The sequence below is a fragment of the Streptomyces sp. NPDC048255 genome (assembly GCF_040652415.1).
Classification (GTDB): Bacteria; Actinomycetota; Actinomycetes; order Streptomycetales; family Streptomycetaceae; genus Streptomyces.
This window is the reverse complement of the sequence record NZ_JBEZMA010000069.1, coordinates 15,092-34,260: the sequence shown is the minus strand read 5'-3', so window position 1 is coordinate 34,260 and position 19,169 is coordinate 15,092. Positions and strand designations below refer to the sequence as shown.

16 protein-coding genes are annotated in these 19,169 nt (G+C 72.3%); 12 read left to right on the top strand and 4 right to left on the bottom strand.

The features are described from left to right. The first annotated feature begins 137 nt into the window (after positions 1-137). The 3 genes from ilvA to AB0D94_RS33075 all read left to right on the top strand — a co-directional run bounded on the left by ilvA (position 138) and on the right by AB0D94_RS33075 (position 3,512). A complete protein-coding gene (gene ilvA / locus AB0D94_RS33085; protein ID WP_362059808.1) occupies positions 138-1,370 on the top strand; it encodes a threonine ammonia-lyase in 1,233 nt (410 codons plus the stop codon). A 208-nt stretch (positions 1,371-1,578) separates the two neighbouring features. After that, positions 1,579-2,622 (top strand): ATP-binding cassette domain-containing protein, encoded by a 1,044-nt coding sequence (locus AB0D94_RS33080; RefSeq protein WP_362059805.1) that lies wholly within the window; start codon positions 1,579-1,581, stop codon positions 2,620-2,622. Between the two features lie 86 nt (positions 2,623-2,708). Continuing rightward, complete coding sequence (locus AB0D94_RS33075) at positions 2,709-3,512, top strand: ABC transporter permease (protein WP_362059814.1); 804 nt, start codon at positions 2,709-2,711, stop codon at positions 3,510-3,512. 73 nt (positions 3,513-3,585) lie between these two features. On the opposite strand, the gene greA is transcribed toward AB0D94_RS33075, so the two are convergent. Beyond that, positions 3,586-4,083, bottom strand: a complete 498-nt coding sequence (greA, locus tag AB0D94_RS33070) for a transcription elongation factor GreA (protein WP_362059802.1) — start codon at positions 4,081-4,083, stop codon at positions 3,586-3,588. Between the two features lie 271 nt (positions 4,084-4,354). Beyond that, positions 4,355-4,759 (bottom strand): DUF4307 domain-containing protein, encoded by a 405-nt coding sequence (locus tag AB0D94_RS33065; protein WP_362059799.1) that lies wholly within the window; start codon positions 4,757-4,759, stop codon positions 4,355-4,357. Positions 4,760-4,880: 121 nt separating this feature from the next. On the opposite strand from AB0D94_RS33065, the gene mca reads away from it, so the two are divergent. After that, positions 4,881-5,762, top strand: a complete 882-nt coding sequence (gene mca, locus AB0D94_RS33060) for a mycothiol conjugate amidase Mca (protein WP_362059796.1) — start codon at positions 4,881-4,883, stop codon at positions 5,760-5,762. 2 nt (positions 5,763-5,764) lie between these two features. Further along, complete coding sequence (locus AB0D94_RS33055) at positions 5,765-5,998, top strand: hypothetical protein (protein WP_362059793.1); 234 nt, start codon at positions 5,765-5,767, stop codon at positions 5,996-5,998. 209 nt (positions 5,999-6,207) lie between these two features. Here AB0D94_RS33055 and AB0D94_RS33050 read toward each other — a convergent pair whose 3' ends face one another. Both AB0D94_RS33050 and AB0D94_RS33045 read right to left on the bottom strand, forming a co-directional pair. Beyond that, positions 6,208-9,534: a tetratricopeptide repeat protein gene (locus tag AB0D94_RS33050; RefSeq protein ID WP_362059790.1), complete on the bottom strand. Its 3,327-nt coding sequence runs from the start codon at positions 9,532-9,534 to the stop codon at positions 6,208-6,210. A 363-nt stretch (positions 9,535-9,897) separates the two neighbouring features. Further along, entirely contained in the window at positions 9,898-10,407 is a 510-nt protein-coding gene (locus AB0D94_RS33045; protein WP_362059787.1) for a hypothetical protein, read from the bottom strand. Positions 10,408-11,030: 623 nt separating this feature from the next. Here AB0D94_RS33045 and AB0D94_RS33040 point away from each other — a divergent pair. The 7 genes from AB0D94_RS33040 (at position 11,031) to AB0D94_RS33010 (ending at position 19,154) form a co-directional block, all read left to right on the top strand. Continuing rightward, positions 11,031-11,801: a DUF4344 domain-containing metallopeptidase gene (locus AB0D94_RS33040; protein ID WP_362059784.1), complete on the top strand. Its 771-nt coding sequence runs from the start codon at positions 11,031-11,033 to the stop codon at positions 11,799-11,801. Between the two features lie 73 nt (positions 11,802-11,874). After that, positions 11,875-12,219 (top strand): recombinase family protein, encoded by a 345-nt coding sequence (locus tag AB0D94_RS33035; RefSeq protein WP_362059781.1) that lies wholly within the window; start codon positions 11,875-11,877, stop codon positions 12,217-12,219. Continuing rightward, positions 12,207-12,536, top strand: a complete 330-nt coding sequence (locus AB0D94_RS33030) for a hypothetical protein (protein WP_362059778.1) — start codon at positions 12,207-12,209, stop codon at positions 12,534-12,536. Before AB0D94_RS33035 ends, AB0D94_RS33030 begins: the two co-directional genes overlap by 13 nt. Before the next feature lie 47 nt (positions 12,537-12,583). Then, the gene (locus AB0D94_RS33025; RefSeq protein ID WP_362059775.1) at positions 12,584-14,638 is read left to right on the top strand and encodes a thioredoxin domain-containing protein; all 2,055 of its coding nucleotides are present in this window, start codon (positions 12,584-12,586) and stop codon (positions 14,636-14,638) included. Between the two features lie 242 nt (positions 14,639-14,880). Continuing rightward, entirely contained in the window at positions 14,881-16,251 is a 1,371-nt protein-coding gene (locus tag AB0D94_RS33020) for a glycosyltransferase (protein WP_362059772.1), read from the top strand. Positions 16,252-16,421: 170 nt separating this feature from the next. Then, entirely contained in the window at positions 16,422-17,942 is a 1,521-nt protein-coding gene (locus tag AB0D94_RS33015; protein ID WP_362059811.1) for a phospholipid carrier-dependent glycosyltransferase, read from the top strand. 6 nt (positions 17,943-17,948) lie between these two features. After that, positions 17,949-19,154, top strand: coding sequence for a glycosyltransferase family 2 protein (locus AB0D94_RS33010; RefSeq protein WP_362059769.1), 1,206 nt, complete (start codon positions 17,949-17,951; stop codon positions 19,152-19,154). The last annotated feature ends 15 nt before the right edge of the window (positions 19,155-19,169 follow it).

Sequence of the window (19,169 nt, the reverse complement as noted above, 5' to 3'; positions counted from 1 at the left end):
CGCGACTCAAACGCCGGCGGGGCTGGAGGGGGCTGGTCGGGGCCGGCCGGGGCCGGCCGGGGCCGGCTGGGGCGGGACGGGCCTGGCCGGCGCCGCTGCCCCGCGCCGCGCAGCGGACCGGCTGCGAGACTGGCCGCATGAACTACCGAGTGCCCCAGCCCGTTCCGCAGGTCATCCTCGACGACGTCCGGGGGGCTCAGAAGATGCTCTCCGGCGTCTCCCGGGTCACGGCCATCGAGGGCAGCCGGCACCTCTCCTCCCTCACCGGCTCACCGGTCCACTTCAAGTGCGAGAACCTCCAGCGCACCGGCTCCTTCAAGCTGCGCGGAGCCTACGTACGCATCGCGGGCCTGCGTCCCGAGCAGCGGGCCGCCGGTGTCGTGGCGGCCAGCGCGGGCAACCACGCGCAGGGCGTGGCCCTCGCCTCCTCGCTCCTCGGGGTCCGCTCCACGGTGTTCATGCCCGTCGGGGCGCCGCTGCCGAAGGTCGCCGCCACCCAGGAGTACGGCGCCGAGGTGCGGATGCACGGCCAGGTCGTCGACGAGACCCTCGCCGCCGCCCAGGAGTACGCGGACCGCACCGGGGCGGTGTTCATCCACCCCTTCGACCACCACGACATCATCGCGGGCCAGGGCACGGTGGGCCTGGAGATCCTGGAGCAGTGCCCCGAGGTGCGCACGATCCTCGTCGGCATCGGCGGCGGCGGACTCGCGGCCGGAATCGCGGTCGCAGTGAAGGCGCTGCGGCCCGACGTGCGGGTCGTCGGGGTCCAGGCGGCGGGCGCCGCCGCGTACCCGCCCTCGCTCAAGGTCGGGCACCCGGTGTCGATCGACGACCCGCAGACGATGGCGGACGGCATCAAGGTCGGCCGCCCCGGCGACATCCCCTTCAAAATCATTGGCGAGCTGCTCGACGACGTGCGTACCGTCTCCGAGGACGCGCTCTCCAGCGCCCTGCTGCTGTGCCTGGAGCGGGCCAAGATGGTGGTCGAGCCGGCCGGGTGCAGCCCGGTAGCCGCGCTGCTGAGCGAGCCCGAACTGTACGGCGGGGGACCGGTGGTGGCCGTCCTGTCCGGCGGGAACGTCGATCCGCTCCTGCTCCAGCGGATCCTGCGCCACGGCATGGCGGCGGCGGGCCGGTACCTGTCGCTGCGGCTGCGCGTGGCGGACCGGCCGGGGGCCCTCGCCGGGCTCCTGGCGGTGTTGTCAGTGGTGGACGCGAACGTACTGGACGTGAGTCACGTCCGGACCGACCCGCGGCTCGGGCTCACCGAGGTGGAGGTGGAACTGCACCTGGAGACGAAGGGCCCGGAACACTGCGCGGAGGTCGCGCGGTCGCTGCACGGCGCGGGGTACAAGGTCACGGGGTAGGGCGGCGGTCCGGCCGGACCGGCCGCTCAGGGAGGCCTCGCGCAGTTGTGCGGCGGCGCTTTCCGTAGCGGGACGCGATATAACGCGTTAGTGTGCCGCCGGGCGGCGGGGTATCCCCCGTACGGCCGAGCGAGACCTGTTCGGCACCCATGCGATTTGCCTAGAAAAGTGCCGGTTCACCGGCCCGATTCACACTGGGAGAACCCCTATGCCAGGCGCCATCTACGCCGAAGGCCTGGTCAAGACCTTCGGCGATGTACGGGCTCTGGACGGCGTGGACCTCGATGTCCCCGAAGGCACCGTCCTGGGTCTGCTCGGCCCCAACGGCGCGGGCAAGACCACGACCGTACGCGTCCTGACCACCCTCCTCCGGCCCGACAGCGGCAAGGCCGTCGTCGCCGGCATCGACGTACTCAAACACCCCAACGAAGTCCGCCGCGCCATCGGACTGTCCGGCCAGTTCGCCGCCGTGGACGAGTACCTCACCGGCCGCGAGAACCTCCAGATGGTGGGCCAGCTCTACCAGATGAAGGCCAAGGCCGCGAAGGCCCGGGCCGACGAACTGCTCGAACGCTTCAACCTCTCCGACGCCGCCGACCGCACCGCCAAGACCTACTCCGGCGGCATGCGCAGGCGCCTCGACCTCGCGGCCGCCCTCGTCGTCAGCCCGCCGGTGATGTTCATGGACGAGCCGACCACCGGACTCGACCCGCGCAACCGCCAGCAGCTGTGGGGGATCATCCAGGAACTGGTCGCCGGAGGCACCACCCTCCTCCTCACCACCCAGTACCTGGAGGAGGCCGACCACCTCGCGCACGACATCTGCGTGGTCGACCACGGCAAGGTCATCGCCCGCGGCACCTCCGACCAGCTCAAGGCCCGCACGGGCGGCGAGCGCGTGGAGGTCGTCGTCCACGAGCGCGACCACATGGCCACCGCGCGCGAAGTCCTCGCGGGCTTCGGCAAGGGCGAGACCACGGTCGAGGAGCACACCCGCAAGCTCACCGTGCCCGTGGCGGGCGGCGCCAAGCTGCTCGCCGAAGTCATCCGCGAGCTGGACGGCCGCGGCATCGAGATCGACGACATCGGCCTGCGCCGGCCCACCCTCGACGACGTGTTCGTCTCCCTGACCGGCCACGCGGCCGAGCGCGCCGCGGAGGAGAACGGCGACTCGCCGCAGGACGGCGCCGTCGACGGCAGGGGCAAGGGCAAGAGCAAGGGCAGCAAGGCGCGTAAGGAGACGGCGAAGTGACCATCACCTCCCCGAACCCGGGCACCTCCCCGACCCCGGGCACCCCCCCGAATCAGGAACTTGCGGCACCGCGACCGCGCGGAGGCATCGTCCAGGGCGTCAACGACTCCCTGGTGATAGCGAAGCGGAACCTCATCCGCATGTCCCGCATCCCCGAGATGATCATCTTCGGCGTGATCCAGCCCGTGATGTTCGTCGTGCTGTTCAGCTACGTCTTCGGCGGCTCGATCAGCGTCGGCGGCAACACCTCCCCCGCCGCCTACCGCGAATTCCTGATGGCCGGCATCTTCGCCCAGACCGTCACCTTCGCCACGGCCGGCGCGGGCGCCGGCATCGCGGACGACATGCACAAGGGCCTGATCGACCGCTTCCGCTCGCTGCCCATGGCCCGCGGCGCGGTCCTCACCGGCCGCACCCTCGCCGACCTCGTCCAGACCACGCTCACCCTCGTCGTCCTGGCGGTCGTGGCCGTGCTCGTCGGCTGGCGCACCCACACCAGCATCGGCGAGGTCCTCGCCGGCTTCGGCCTGCTGCTCCTGCTCGGCTACGCCTTCTCCTGGATCGGCGCCCTGATCGGCCTGTCGGTGCGCACCCCGGAGGCGGCCACCTCGGGCGGGCTGATCTGGCTCTTCCCGCTGACGTTCATCTCGAACGCATTCGTCCCCTCCGACAACATGCCGACCTTCCTGCGGCACATCGCCGAGTGGAACCCCTTCAGCGCGACCGTCCAGGCGGCGCGCGAGCTCTTCGGCAACCTCCCGCCGGGATACGAGGCCCCGGCGGCCTGGCCGATGCAGAACCCGGTCCTCGCGTCCGTGCTCTGGTCGGTGCTGATCATCGTGTTCTTCCGGTCCCTCGCGGTGCGCAAGTACCGCTCGGCGACCGCGTAGGACGCGGGCCCCACGCACGATGCCCGGCCGGATCGGATCCGGCCGGGCATCGTGCGTCTGCGGATGAGGGTGATCAGCCGGTGAAGGGCTTGACGTCGAGGATCTTGACCGAGGCCTTCTTGCCGTTCGGCAGCTCGTACTGGGCGTCCTCGCCGATGGCCTTGCCCATCACTCCGGTGCCCAGCGGGGACTGCGGCGAGTACGTCTCGAAGTCCGAGGACGCGTACTCGCGGGAAGCCAGCAGGAACTCCATGGTGTCGCTCTCGTCGCCATCGAAAGCGATCTTGACGAGCGTGCCGGGAGCGACCACACCGTCGGCCGCGGGAGCGGTGCCGACCTTGGCGTTCTCCAGCAGCTGCGTCAGCTGGCGCACGCGCAGCTCCTGCTTGCCCTGCTCCTCCTTGGCCGCGTGGTAACCGCCGTTCTCGCGCAGGTCGCCCTCCTCGCGGGCGGCTGCGATCTTGGTGGCGATCTCCGTGCGTGCGGGACCAGAGAGGTAGTCCAGCTCCGCCTTCAGCTGGTCGTACGCCGCCTGGGTCAGCCAGGTGACGCTTTCGCTCGTCTGGGTCACGGGTGCTCCTCGTCGGTACAGGGGGACTACATAGCCGCCAGCGGCGGACGAAACCACGAGCCTAACAATTCGGGAAGAAAAGGGGGAGGACCGTTCCTGGCGATGTTGGCCTCAGGCGACCCCGCACCGGCCCGCGCCGGCTCGCCCGGACGGGCGGGAAACCTGCGGTTACCGCCGGTCCGGCGGGCTCTCCGGCGCCGCCCACCCGTACGGGATCCGCTCCCGCGGCCCGGGCCTGCCGGTGACCCGTAGGGGGCGCCTCGCCGGGGAATCAGCCGGCGGGCTGGCAGCCGATCAGCTCGATCATCGTGGCGCGGCTGGTGGTCTTCAGCGAGACCATCTCGTCCACCCGCCCCTGCGGCTGGGCGAAGGTGAAGTCCGCACGGCCCACCTCGCCGTGCTCCTTGTCCTGGGAACTCAGGGTGCACACCCCGGTGACCGAGGCCTCCTTGCGGACCTCCAGGTGCACCTTCACCTCGGTGTCCGAGACCACCTGGAACTTGATCACCTCGGCACTGACGGACTTCCCGGCGATGTAGCCCCAGCCGATCCAGCCGACCACACCCAGCAGCACCACACCCAGCGCCGCCCCGACGACCTTGAGCCTGCGATCGGCACGCTCGTCCGCCGACCGGCCGTAACGGCCTTCGGGAAGGCCTTCGCGTACCGCGCTCATCGATCGTTCCTTCCGAGAGGGCGGGGCCCGGATCCGTGCGGACCCACCCCAGGAATTTTCCGTCCCCCGATTCGGTCACTATAGGAGTCGCCCGCCGCGCCGAATTGCAGAGGATCCCGTCTTGACCGAGCAGCTTCGACTGATGGCCGTCCATGCCCACCCCGACGACGAGTCGAGCAAGGGCGCGGCCACCATGGCCAAGTACGTGTCCGAGGGGGTGCCCGTGCTGGTCGTGACCTGCACCGGTGGCGAGCGCGGCTCCGTCCTGAACCCCAAGCTCCAGGGCGACAAGTACATCGAGGAGAACATCCACGAGGTCCGCGCCAAGGAGATGGACGAGGCCCGCGAGATCCTCGGCATCGAGCAGGAGTGGCTCGGATACGTCGACTCCGGCCTCCCCGAGGGCGACCCGCTGCCCCCGCTGCCCCAGGGCTGCTTCGCCCTCGCGGACGTGGACGAGGCCGCCGGCGAGCTGGTGAAGAAGATCCGCGCCTTCAAGCCGCAGGTCATCACCACCTACGACGAGAACGGCGGCTACCCGCACCCCGACCACATCATGACCCACAAGATCTCGATGGTGGCCTTCGACGGCGCGGCCGACACCGACAAGTTCCCCGAAGCCGAGTTCGGCCCGGCCCACCAGCCGCAGAAGCTCTACTACAACCAGGGCTTCAACAAGCCGCGCACCATCGCCCTGCACGAGGCACTGCTCTCGCGCGGCATGGAGTCCCCCTACGGGGAGTGGCTGGAGCGCTGGAAGGAGTTCGAGCGCAGCGAGCGGACCCTGACCACCCACGTGCCCTGCGCGGACTTCTTCGAGATCCGTGACAAGGCCCTCATCGCGCACGCCACGCAGATCGACCCGGACGGCGGCTGGTTCCGCGTCCCGATGGACATCCAGAAGGAGGTCTGGCCGACGGAGGAGTACGAGCTGGCGAAGTCGCTCGTAGACACCACCCTCCCCGAGTCCGACCTCTTCGCGGGCATCCGGGAGAATGCGTAGCTATGAGCGCTACGCAGGCAGCACTGACCGAGCTCCTTCCGCTGGCCGGGGACACCTTCGACAAGAACAAGGTGACCCCCGGAATCCTGGGCTTCCTCGTGTTCGCGGCCCTGGCCGTCGGCGTGTGGGCCCTGATGAAGTCGATGAACCGGCACATGGGCCGGGTGGACTTCCAGGAGTCCCCGGAGACGGCGGCCCCCGCCGCTTCCGCCGGCGAAGGCACCCGGGCCCCGTAGGTCCCGCGCACGCGACCACCGCCCTGCCTCGCCGTGCACGAGCCGGGGCGGCAGGTTCCGTACGGGCCGGGGCGGGCGGCCGCGCGTAGGCACCCGTCCGGACCGCCGCGTAGGCCCCTGTCCGGACCGGCCGCGTAGGCCCCCCGTGGACCGGCAGCTCTACGGGGGCGCCGACCAGCAGCAGGCCCGTGCCCGCCCCGCCGCAGGCGTCACGCGGGCGGAGCCGGTACCGGGACGCCCATGATCTCCCGCGCGTGCAGGTTCGGGACGAGCCCCAGACGCCACGCCTGCCAGCCCTCCGACGGGTCCACGCCGCGGCCCAGGATCACCCCGTACGTCTCCAGGCAGTCCTCCAGCCGGCCGTCCCGCGCCGGATGCGGCGCCTGCGCCAGCCGCGCCAGCTCCGCCCGCGCCTCCTCCGGAGCCGCGGGAACCGCGTACGGCAGCAGCGTGCACCGCAGGAAGCGGGCCCAGTCCTCCCCGCGCCGGTCCCCGTACGAGATGAACAGCCGCACCGCCTCCTCGCACAGCCCGAGCGCCTGCGAGACCTTCGCGTTGCCCGCGTCCACCACCGCCAGCTCCAGGCAGGTCCACGCCTCGCCGTGCGCCAGCCCGATCCGCCGGAAGTCCGCCCGCGCGTCCACCAGCAGCTGGCGGGCGAAGCCGGAGTTGCGCAGGTTCCCCGTCTGCGCGGCCCGCTGGTCGCGCGTCACCCGGCCCGAATGGTGCCGCGCGTGCGCCAGCCCGTACACGTCACGCATCCGCGAGAACATCGTCCGGGCCCGCTCCAGCTCCCGCACCGCCTGATCGCGCTCGCCACCCTCCTCCAGCGCCTGCCCGAGGTAGTACAGCGTCCAGGCCTCGCCGCGCGCGTCCTCCGCCTCCCGGTGCCGGACCAGCGCCTCGCGCAGCCGCTCCACCGCCGGCCCCGGATCCCCGTCCACCACCCGGGCCCGCCCCAGCTGGGTCAGCGCCCACGCCTCACCGCGGTCGTCGCGCGTGCGCCCGTACAGATCGAGGGCCAGCCGCAGCTCCCCCTCCGCCTCCGCCACCTGGCCGAGCCGCAGGTGGACCTGACCCAGCTGGAAGTGCGCCCACGCCTCCCCGTGGACGCTCTCGCTCTCCCGGTGCAGCGCCAGCGAGCGGTGCAGCAGCGCCGTCGCCTCCCCGAGGTGCGCGAGGTCCCGCTCCACCGCCGCCAGCGCGTGCAGCCCCCACGCCCGGTCGCCCGCCAGCTCCGGCGGCTCCTGGAGCACGAGCGCCTCCCGGATGCGGACCGCCGCCTCCGGAAGGTTCCCCTGGTGGTGGAGGGTGATCCCGAGCGAGACCAGCGCCATCGCCGCGCCCGCCTCCTGATGCGCCTCCATGTACTCGTCGACCACCGAGGTCAGCGTGGTCCGCGCCTTGTCCAGCTCGCCCAGCTGGCGCGCCGCGATACCGGTCCGCCACCGCACCGACCGCACCAGCCGACCCTGCTGCCCGCCGCCGGCCGCGCCGTTCCCCCCGTCCGCCCCGGCCGCGGCAGCGACCGCCTGCGTCAGCTCGTCGATCTCACCGAGCCGGTACAGGTCCCCGCGCAGCAGGCAGAAGTCGCACAGCGCCCCCAGCAGGTCCAGTACCGCCTGCTGGTCCACGCCCTCCGTGTGCCGCAGCGCCGCCGTGATGAAGCTGGACTCGTCGTCCAGCCAGCGCAGCGCCGCGTCCAGCGAGGTGAAACCGTGGCCGCCGAACTGATCCGCCCGCGTCGACATCTTCCCGTCGACCATCCGGATCACCGAGTCCGCGAGCTGCGCGTACGTGCGGATCAGCCGCCCGTGCGCCGCCGCGGAATCGGCCCGGTCCTCCTCAGCCGCCAGCCGCGCCGCCGCGTACGCGCGCACCGCGTCGTGCATCCGGAACCGCTGCCCGCGCACCCGCTCGATCAGCCCGGCCTCCCACAGCTCCTCCAGCGTCCGCAGGGCCGCCTGCTCCGGTACGCCGGCCAGCGCGGCCGCCGCCGCCCCGCCGAGGGAGGCCCGGCCGGCCAGCGGAAGCCGCCGCAGCAGTTGCCGTGCGGGCTCGGCCAGCCGTGCGTCGGCCGCGCGGAGCGCACGCTCCACCGGGTGGACCTCCGCCGTTCCGCCCGCGGCCCCGGGGGCCTCGCCCGCGCGGGCCAGCGGGGCCAGCATCCGCAGCGCGAGCGGAAGCCCGGCGCCCGACTCCAGCACGGCGGCCGGGACATCCGCGCCCGGCGCCGCTGCCGCCTGCCCGGGCGGGACCGAACCCGGCGAGCCCGCACCCGTAGCCGGCGTACCCGTACCCGGGCCACCCGTACCCCGTACCAGTTCCGCCGCATCCGCCTCCGCCAGCCGCTCCACCGGCAGCTGGTGCACCCACGCCGCCAGCTCCGCCGGAAGCTCCATCGGCTCCCGCGCCGTCACCAGCACCAGGCTCTCGGACCGCTCCGGCACCAGCAGCCGCACCTGCGCCACGTCCACCGCGTCATCGAGCACCACCGTCACCGGCAGCCCCTGAAGATGCTGGTGGTACAGCTCCCCGAGCCGCCGCACCTGCTGCTCCGCCGAGGCACCCTCGCGGAACAACAGCTGCTCGCGCGGCGCGCCCAGCCGGTTCAACAGGTGCAGCAGCGCCTCCCGCGTCGACAGCGGGGCCTCCCCACTGGGCGAACCGCCCCGCAGGTCCACCACGCACGCGCCCCGGAACTGGTCCCGCAGCCCGTGCGCCGCCCGCAGGGCCAGAGCAGTGCGGCCCACCCCCGGCTCGCCGTGCAGGACCACCACCACCGGGCGGGTCTCCGTACTGGCCCGCGCCGCCTGCACCCATTGCGCGATCCGGGTCAGCTCCGCCCGTCGGCCCACGAACACCCCGGCAGCGTCCGGAAGTTGCCCGAAGGACTGCTCCAGTACGCTGCGCCGCCGGGCCTCCGCGCTGCGGTCCGTACCGCGCAGCTGCGGCGAGGCCGCCCGGGGCGCCGGGCGGGGCGCCCGCGCCGCGGCCGCCACCGCGCGCTGCTGCTCCAGGAACGGCCGGATCCCGCGCACCTCCAGCGCCGACAGCCACTGGAGCTTCAGCTGCTCGGGGCCGCCGGGCCGGCCCAGCTCGCCGGCCCGCCGGTTCGCGGCCGGCAGGTGCAGGGCCGTCACCTTCGCCACCGTGGCCGCCGCCCCCGCGACGCCCGCCACGGCTCCCGCGGTCAGCGCCGTACCGGCCGCGACCCCGAGCGCCAGGTCCGCCCCGACGGCGGCCGCCGCCGCAACCGCCGTCACGAGCAGGGCCGTCGAGGCGCTGTTGCGGCCCCAGGCCTCACCCAGCGACTCGTTCCCGGCCGCCGCCTCGTCCAGGGCCCGCACGTAGGCCTCGTACTCGGGCGCCGCACTCGCCGCGAGGGCGTCCAGGGCCTCCTTGCCGCGCGCCAGCAGGGCCGCCCGGTCGACCGGCGCCCCGGGCCCGCCCGCGCCGCCCGCCCCCCGCTGGGCCTCCTCCTCCACGGCCCGACCCAACAGCCGCTCGGCCTCACCGCGATGGCTGTCCCGCATCGGCATCCCCCTCAGAGAGCTCCGGCAACGAGCCCCAAGTGTCCTGCGGGACGGTCGCGAGCGCGAGGGAACTTGAGCTTCTTCAGAGGGAGCGCCCGACCTCCGTGCAGTCGGGTGGAAACCTTCCAACTCGCATGGATCGAGGCCCTCATGACGGTACGGGAGATACGTGCGACAACCGTGCTCCGCGGCGGGCGCACCGCGCGGCCGGTCCCCCCGCGCCGAACGGCGGAATCGCCCGGGCGCACACGCTCAGCAAGCGCGAGGCCCGGGCCGGAGTGGCGTCCGACCTGGGCCTTCCGGCCGAACCGGCCGGGTGATGCTGTGGGCGCGGGCGGTTTCGAACCGCTTGCGGCCCGGGTTCTAGCCCTTGCAGTCCGCCGACGCAAGTGCTGCCGCCGCTCCCGCGTTGTAGCCCTTCTCGAAGTTCGGGTCCAGCGGGGCCACGCCCTGCTTGGGCGGTTCCTTCTTGCAGTCTTCCTTCGTGTCGGCGAGACCCTGCCGGAAGCCCTTGCGGTACTGGTCCTGGGCGTCCTTCTGCTCGGTCTCCTGGACCGTGCCGCAGGTGACCTCAGCAGTACCGAACTGGACTGCTGTGACCGCGGGCGAGGTGAAGAAGCCCGTGGACGATACCTCGCCCTTGGCATTCGCCGTCGAGGTCGAGGTGCCGTTGCGGCTCTCGAGGAGCACGGCCTTCCCTGGCTGGAAGCCCTTGCCCGTGACGTCGAACCTGCCCGCCGTAGCGCTTTCCTTCACCGTGCAGCTGGCGGAGGGCACTGCCTGCGCCGCGTTCGAGGTGAGCGCCACAGACCCGAGCAGCAGCGACGAGACGGTCAGCGGAGCCAGTACGGCCGTGCGAATCTTTCTCTTCACTTTTCTTTCCCTCCAGTGGCAGAGCCCGCACAATCAGGCACGGGACGGAGAGGATGAACGCGCGGATGGCCACGGCGGTGCACGGGCATCCGCGTCTCGTCAACGCCCCTGCCGGATCGAGCCCGAGGAGGCAGTCCGCTGAGGAGACCCCCGAGCGGTGGGACCATCCACGGCCCCGACCTCGTACGGCTGCCGACCCCATCCGTAGCGGCCCTGAGGGACCTCATGTCTTTCCATCGTCCCGCGGCCCATTGCCCCTGTCGATTCGGGCCCGGACCCGGTCCCGGCTCCGGTGGGCGAAACGCCGGTGGACCGCTCCCATGCAGGGTCCTGGTGGGGGTGATGCCCGGGAGCCGTCTGCGTACGCCGTCGCCGGCCGGACCGCGTTCCCGGCTCGGTCGCAGGAGTGACGACCGTCGAGCGGGCGGCAGAGCATGCGCCGCAGGACCAGCACGTCCCCACCCCGGACGCCGAGGAACTGCCCGAGGACCCGGCGCCGATGCCAGTGGTCCGCTACGCCGAGCAAGCCCTTCTCGGCGCCCTGCTGCTGGTCCCCGGCCCGCCGCGACGACGAGCTCACCCGACTCCGCCGGAAGCTCCCCCACGCACGTCAGCGCCCGGGCATGAGCGCCGCACGGTGGCGGGGGATCGCGCGGGCCGCCGCCTGCGCGGCCGCGGCGGCGCTGCTGCTGTCGGCGGCCGGATGCCGGGCGGAGCCCTCCGGCAGGCAGGACTTCGTGCTCAGCTACGAGCAGCCCGCCGCCGCCGACCGGGACGGCTCCCGCTTCCTGAAGGACCGGGCCCTGGCCGAGTCCACCCTCGCCGACCTCAACTCCTACGTCGACCTGCCGTACCGCGTCACCGTCGTCGCCCGCTCCTGCGCCGGCGAGGGCAGCGGCTACGACCCGGCCGGGCACCGCATCGAGCTCTGCTACGACGACCTGGCCGAGGAGCGCGAGCTCTTCGAGCGCGGCGGGTCCCGCAACCCGGACGACGACCTCTCCGAGGTCGTGCGGGAGACCCTCCTCCACGAGGCGGGCCACGCCCTGGTGGACGCCCTGGACCTCCCCGTCGACGGGGACCGAGCCGAGGAGGACGCCGCCGACCGCTTCGCCCAGCTGATGCTGCTGCGCGGCCAACCCGAGGGCGAACACACCCTCCTGACCGCCGCCCGCGCCTACGAGCTGGCCGCGGCGGAGGACCCCGCCCCCGACCCCGGTGACGAACACGCCCCGGACACCGCCCGCGCGGAATCCCACCGCTGCGCCGTCTACGGCGCCGCCCCCACCCGCCACCCGGCCCTGGCCACCCCGGCCCGCACCCACTGCACCGCCACCTGGACCCGTACCCGCACCACCTGGACCCACGACCTGACCCCGCTCCTTCGCCGCTGATCAGCGCGTAACCCGATCGTCGGCCCGTCCGTTAACGCGACCATCGGACGAACTCTCGAAAGGGCGGCGGGTCATGGCCGACATACCGCAGACCACCGAGGCGGGCCCCATCCCGGTCGCCTCGTACGCACGTACCTCGCAGGACACGCCGCAGCGTGACGCACGCGGCGTAGGCAACCAGCACCGCATCAACGAGCGGACGGCAAGTGAGCACGGCTGCGTCGTGGTCGCCACCTACACGGACAACGCACGCAACGCGACCAAGGACGACCGGGACCGGCCCGCCTTCGACCACCTCCTCGCCGACCTCCACCGAGGCCACGCCTTCACCGCCGGGCCGCTGCGGGGTGTGGTCGCCGTCGCGGACGACCGTCTCTACCGCAGGCCAGAGGACTCATCCGCTTCATGGCCGCGCTGACGTCGGCGCCGGGGCGTGTGTACGTGGACCGGGACGGCCTACGCGATCCGTACAGCGGACCGCTGGTGGAGGAGGCCATTGAGACGCTGCTGTTTCCGGTCGACGGGCGAGGGAAGGTGCGTCTTCCTGAGCCGATCCGGCTGCGTTGGCAGTCGGGGGAGATGGGATTCGACGAGAAGCGCAGAGTGATCGCCTCGGTATTCACCTGCCTGGAGATCCGGCCGGGCAAGAAGGGTCGCGCGACTTGGGACCATTCCCGTGTGGTCCCGGTGTGGAAGTGGGCCGATCGTATCGGGGTCACCGAACCGGCGGTCTGATGGCCCGGTCATGAGGCGGAGTTCGGCATGTGCGGCAGGATGGGCCCATGCCGAACCGCCTCGCGAACGAGACCTCGCCGTATCTCCTTCAGCATGCTGACAACCCCGTCGACTGGTGGCCGTGGTCGCCGGAGGCCTTTGCTGAGGCGCGGGAGCGGGGCGTGCCGGTCCTTTTGAGTGTAGGGTACAGCAGTTGTCATTGGTGTCATGTACTCGCGATCGAGAGCTTCGAGGACGAGCTGACTGCCGCGTACATGAACGAACACTTCGTCAACATCAAGGTGGACCGCGAGGAGCGGCCCGACATCGACGCCGTGTACATGGAGGCCGTGCAGGCCGCCACCGGGCAGGGCGGGTGGCCGATGACCGTGTTCCTCACCGCGGACGCCGAACCGTTCTACTTCGGGACCTACTTCCCGCCCGAGCCCCGGCACGGGATGCCCTCCTTCATGCAGGTCCTCGAAGGCGTGCGGAGCGCCTGGGCCGGGCGGCCCGAGGAGGTCGCCGAGGTGGCGCAGCGGATCGTGCGGGATCTGGCCGGGCGTCAGCTGGACTACGGGAAGGCCGGCACGCCCGGCCCCGAGGAGCTGGCGCAGGCGTTGCTGGGACTGACGCGGGAGTACGACGCCACGCGCGGCGGGTTCGGCGGTGCGCCGAAGTTCCCGCCGTCCATGGTGCTGGAGTTCCTGCTGCGCCATCACGCGCGCACCGGGTCCGAGGGGGCGCTGCAGATGGCCGCCGACACCTGTGAGGCGATGGCCCGCGGCGGGATCTACGACCAGCTCGGCGGCGGGTTCGCCCGGTACTCCGTGGACCGGGAGTGGGTCGTTCCGCACTTCGAAAAGATGCTTTATGACAACGCGCTGCTCTGCCGGGTGTACGCGCACCTGTGGCGGGCGACCGGGTCGGACCTCGCGCGCCGGGTCGCCCTGGAGACGGCCGACTTCATGGTCCGGGAGCTGCGTACGGAGCAGGGCGGCTTCGCCTCCGCCCTCGACGCGGACAGCGAGGACCCGCTGACCGGTGCGCACGTGGAGGGGGCGTACTACGCCTGGACCCCCGCCGAGCTGCGCGAGGTGCTGGGGGAGGCCGACGGGGATGTGGCGGCCGAATACTTCGGGGTGACCGCGGAAGGCACCTTCGAGCACGGCAAGTCGGTGCTCCAACTGCCCCAGGACGGCCCCGTCGTGGAGGCCGGGCGCATCGCGGACATCAAGGAGCGCCTCCTCACGGCGCGGGCGGCGCGGCCCGCGCCCGGGCGGGACGACAAGATCGTCGCGGCCTGGAACGGGCTGGCGATCGCCGCGCTCGCGGAGTGCGGTGCGTACTTCGAGCGGCCCGACCTCGTCGAGCGGGCGACCGAGGCCGCCGATCTGCTGGTCAGGCTGCACATGGACGGCCGTGCCCGGCTGGCCCGGACCAGCAAGGACGGTCAGGTCGGGGTCAACGCCGGGGTGCTGGAGGACTACGGCGACGTGGCGGAGGGCTTCCTGGCCCTGGCCTCCGTCACCGGGGAGGGGGTCTGGCTGGAGTTCGCCGGGTTCCTCGCGGACCTGGTCCTGGACCGGTTCGCCGCCGAGGACGGCTCGCTCTACGACACCGCGCACGACGCCGAGCCGCTGATCAGGCGGCCGCAGGACCCCACCGACTCCGCGGCCCCCTCGGGCTGGACCGCCGCGGCCGGCGCCCTGCTCTCGTACGCCGCGCACACCGGCTCGGAGGCGCACCGGACGGCGGCCGAGAGGGCGCTCGGGGTGGTGCACGCGCTGGGTCCGCGCGCCCCGCGCTTCATCGGGCACGGGCTGGCGGTCGCCGAGGCGCTGCTGGACGGTCCGCGCGAGGTGGCGGTCGTCGGGCATCCGGAGGACGAGGCGCGGGCGGAGCTGCACCGGACCGCGTTGCTGGGGACGGCTCCTGGGGCTGTGGTGGCCGTCGGGCTGCCGCGGGCGGAGGACGGCAGTGGGGGTGAGTTCCCCCTCCTGGCCGAGCGCACACTCGTACGCGACCTTCCCACGGCGTACGTCTGTCGACATTTCGTCTGCGCGCGGCCTACGACAGACCCGGTCGAGCTGGCGGAGCAGTTGGGTACGGTTCGTCCCTGAAGGGGCCGGAGTACCGTCAATTCCGGTTGCTCTGCTATGCCTTGAGAAACGTGCTTTTTATCTGGACTGCGCCTGGGTGTCATGTTCAGTGCCTAGTCTCATGTCGGGAGTCATCGAGACGGCGCGCTGGGGGGTGCGCACGAGGGGGAATCGGGGGCGGCGGGCCGGGGGGCCCGCCGTGAGCCTCCGGGGGGTTTGACGATCGCCGCCTGGGGTTGCGGCATGTCTGTGGGGGACACACTTTGTACACCTCTGTGTTCATTTCTGTGATTTCGCTTGCGCTTTTCGGGATAGCCGCCTTCACGCTCTGGTGGCAGATGCATGCCTGGCGGACACCCGAGGTGCTCGCCTCCACCCGGTTCGACAGCCCCGACGGGGGCGGTCGGCTGGCGTTCTCCCTGCTGCTTCCGGCCCGCCACGAGCAGGCCGTGCTGGAGCACACCATCGACCGGCTGCTGGAATCCACGCACACCGACTACGAGATCATCGTGATCGTCGGCCACGACGACCCCGAGACCGCCGCCGTCGCCGAACGGGCCGCGGCCCGCGAGCCGGCCAGGGTCCGGGTCGTCGTGGACACCCACGAGACCAAGAACAAGCCCAAGGCCCTCAACACCGCCCTCCCCTCCTGCCGGGGCGACATCGTCGGAGTCTTCGACGCCGAGGACCAGGTCCATCCCGAGCTGCTCGCCCACGTCGACCACGCCTTCCGCTCCACCGGCGCCGACGTGGTCCAGGGCGGGGTCCAGCTCATCAACTTCCACTCCAGCTGGTACAGCCTGCGCAACTGCCTGGAGTACTTCTTCTGGTTCCGCTCCCGGCTGCACCTGCACGCCGAGAAGGGCTTCATCCCGCTCGGCGGCAACACCGTCTTCGTCCGCACCGAGGTGCTGCGCGAGGCGGGCGGCTGGGACCAGAACTGCCTGGCCGAGGACTGCGACCTGGGGGTGCGGCTGTCGTCGGTCGGCAAGAAGGTGGTCGTCGCGTACGACTCCGACATGGTCACCCGCGAGGAGACCCCCGGCTCGCTGATGAGCCTGCTCAAGCAGCGCACCCGCTGGAACCAGGGCTTCCTCCAGGTGTACCGGAAGAAGGACTGGCAGCAGCTGCCGGGCCGCGGCCAGCGCTGGCTCGCCCGCTACACGCTGATGACCCCCTTCATGCAGGCCGCCTCCGGGGTGATCATCCCGCTCAACTTCGCCGTCGCCGTCTTCCTCGACGTGCCCGTCGGGATCGCGATCATCACCTTCCTCCCCATGATCACGGCGATGGTGACCTTCGTCTTCGAGATCGTGGGCCTGCACGACTTCGGCCGCCAGTACGGCCTGCGCGTCCGCTTCGTGCACTACCTCAAGCTCGTGGTCGGCGGCCCCTTCTACCAGGTGATGCTCGCGGGCGCCGCGATCCGCGCCGTCTGGCGCGAGCAGCGCGGCCGCAACGAGTGGGAACTGACCAGCCACACCGGCGCCCACCTCACCGGGGCCACCGCCCCCGCCCCCGCCCTGGACGGAGCCTCCGCCGGGTCCGCGCCCGCCACCGCGTCCCTGCCCGCGCCCGCCAGGTCCACCACGTCCACCACGTCCACCGCGAACCGAGAGGACAGCCGCCAGTGACCGCCACCCTGCCCACGGCCACTGATCCCCATCCCCGGCCCGGCGGGACCGCCACCGCCACCGCGCCCCGCGTCCCCGCCCAGCGCGGCGGCAGTGGCGGCAGCGGCTCCGGCGTCCCGCAGTCCGCGCCCGCCCGTCCGCTCGTCCGCTTCCGCTCCTCCCGCCCGGACCTGCTGCTGTGCGGCGCGCTGCTGCTCGCGATCGTCCTCGTACAGGGCTGGAACATCACCAACTTCCCGACGCTGAGCGACGACGAGGGCACCTACCTCGCCCAGGCGTGGGCCGTCCAGCAGGGCGACGGCCTCGCCCACTACACCTACTGGTACGACCACCCGCCGCTCGGCTGGATCCAGGTCGCGGGGCTGACGTACCTCCCGTCCCTCTTCGTGCCCGAGTCGATGACCGTCGCCACGATGCGGTTCGCGATGCTGCTCGTCTCCGCGGCGAGCTCCGTGCTGATGTACGTCCTCGCGCGCCGGCTGTGGCTGCCGCGCTGGGCCGCCGGGCTGGCCATGGCCCTGTTCGGGCTCTCCCCGCTCTCCGTCGTGCTCCAGCGGGAGATCTTCCTCGACAACCTCGCGGTGATGTGGATCCTGCTGGCCTTCTGCCTCGCCGCGTCGCCCAGCCGCCACCTGTGGCACCACTTCGGGTCGGGACTCGCGGCCGCCACCGCCGTGCTGACCAAGGAGACGATGCTGGTGGTGCTCCCGGCGCTGCTGGTGACGATGTGGCGCCACAGCCACCGCGACACCCGCAAGTTCGCCGTCACCGGAGCCATCACCGCCTGCGCGCTGATCGGGCTCACGTACCCGCTGTTCGCGCTGCTCAACGGGGAACTGCTGCCCGGCGCCGGGCACGTCTCGCTGATCGACGGCATCACCTACCAGATGGGCCGCGAGGGCTCCGGCTTCATCCTCGACCCCGGTTCCGGTTCGCACGGCGTGTTCCGCAGCTGGCTCTACTACGACACGGTCCTGCCGCTCGGCGGACTGGCCGGCGCCGTCCTGCTGCTGGTCACCCTCCGCTGGTCCGTCACCGCCCGCGCGCTCGCCGGTCCCGCGCTCGCCGCCGTCATCCTCGCGCTCGTGGCGATGCGGCCCTCCGGCTACCTCCCCGCGATGTACGTGATCCAGGCGCTGCCCTTCCTCGCCCTCGTCCTCGCCGGGGGCGCGGCCAGCATCGCGCACGCCGTGCTGCGCCGCCGCCGCACGCCGGGGGAGGGCAGGAAGCTGGTGTACGGGCGCCGGGCGCTGGTCTGCGTACTCGCCGCGGCCGCCGCGGTGTACGTCCTGCCGCGCTGGTACGAAGGCAACCGCACCGCGCTCACGGTGGACGCGAACGGCCCGTACCGGCAGGCCGCGGCCTGGCTCGGCAGCGAGGTCGCCGACCCGGGGAGCACCCGGGTCCTGGTGGACGACGCGCTCTGGCTGGACGCCGTGCACCGCGGCTTCGAGCCGGGCCTCGGCGCCATCTGGTTCTACAAGGCGGACCTCGACCCCGCCGTCACCAAGACCCTGCCGCGCGGCTGGCGGGACATCGACTACGTGGTCTCCTCGCCCACGGTCCGGCGCGACGCGGTGGACCTGCCGAACGTGAAGGCGGCGCTGGAGCACTCGACGGCCGTCGCCGTCTTCGGCTCGGGCGAGGACCGCATCGAGATCCGCCGGACCGACCGCGAGAGTGGGAGCTGAACCACCATGAGCGAAGACGTGTGGTCACCCCCTGCCCCGAACGATCCGGAGCTTGTGATTCCGGCGGAGCTGGACCCGGCCGCCGGCGCGGCCCCCGGCAGCGTCACCCTCATCGTCCCGACCTTCAACGAGGCCGGGAACGTGCCGGAGCTGCTGCGGCGGCTCGGCGAGGCGCTCCCCGCCCATCTGCCCTGCGAGGTGCTGTTCGTGGACGACTCCACGGACGACACCCCCGCCGTCATCGAGAAGGCCGCCGCCAACTGCCCCTTCCCGGTGGCCGTCCTGCACCGCGCAGACGCGGAGGGCGGCCTCGGCGGAGCCGTCGTCGAGGGCGTCCAACGGGCCGCCACCGACTGGATCGTCGTCATGGACGCCGACCTCCAGCACCCGCCCCACCTCGTGCCCGAACTCGTCGGCGAGGGGATACGCACCGGCGCCGACCTGGTCGTCGCCTCCCGCTACATCAGCGGCGGCAGCCGCGCAGGGCTGGCCGGGGGCTACCGGATCGCCGTCTCGCGCGGCGCGACCTGGCTGGCCAAGGGCCTTTTCCCGCGCGCCCTGCGCGGTATCAGTGACCCGATGAGCGGCTTCTTCGCCATGCGCCGCTCCGTGGTCACCGCGGACGCCCTGCGCCCCCTCGGCTACAAGATCCTGCTGGAGCTGGCGGTACGCTGCCGCCCCGCCGAGGTCGCCGAAGTGCCGTTCGTCTTCCAGGACCGCTACTCCGGCGAGTCCAAGTCCACCGCCCGCGAGGGCCTGCGCTTCCTGGCCCACCTCGCCGCGCTGCGCTCCGCCCACCCGCTGGCCCGCATGGCCGGCTTCGGACTGATCGGGCTCTCCGGCTTCGTCCCGAACCTGGCCGCGCTCTGGCTGCTCATGGGCGCAGGGATGCACTACCTGCCCGCGGAGATCGTCGCCAACCAGGCCGGGGTGCTGTGGAACTTCGTCCTCATCGAGGTCCTGCTCTTCCGTGACCGCCGCCGGCACCGCCACTGGGCGGACCGGATCGGCCGGTTCGCGCTGCTCGCCAACGCCGATCTGGTGCTGCGCATCCCGCTGATCGCGGTGTTCGTCGCCCAGTTCGGCATGGCCGTGCTGCCCGCCACCGCCCTCGCGCTGGTCACCACCTTCGTCCTGCGGTTCGCGGCGACCGAGGCCCTCGTCTACCTGCCGCGCAAACCGCGCACCGCGGGACGTCACACCAGGAGTTGAGCCGCACAGAAGGGA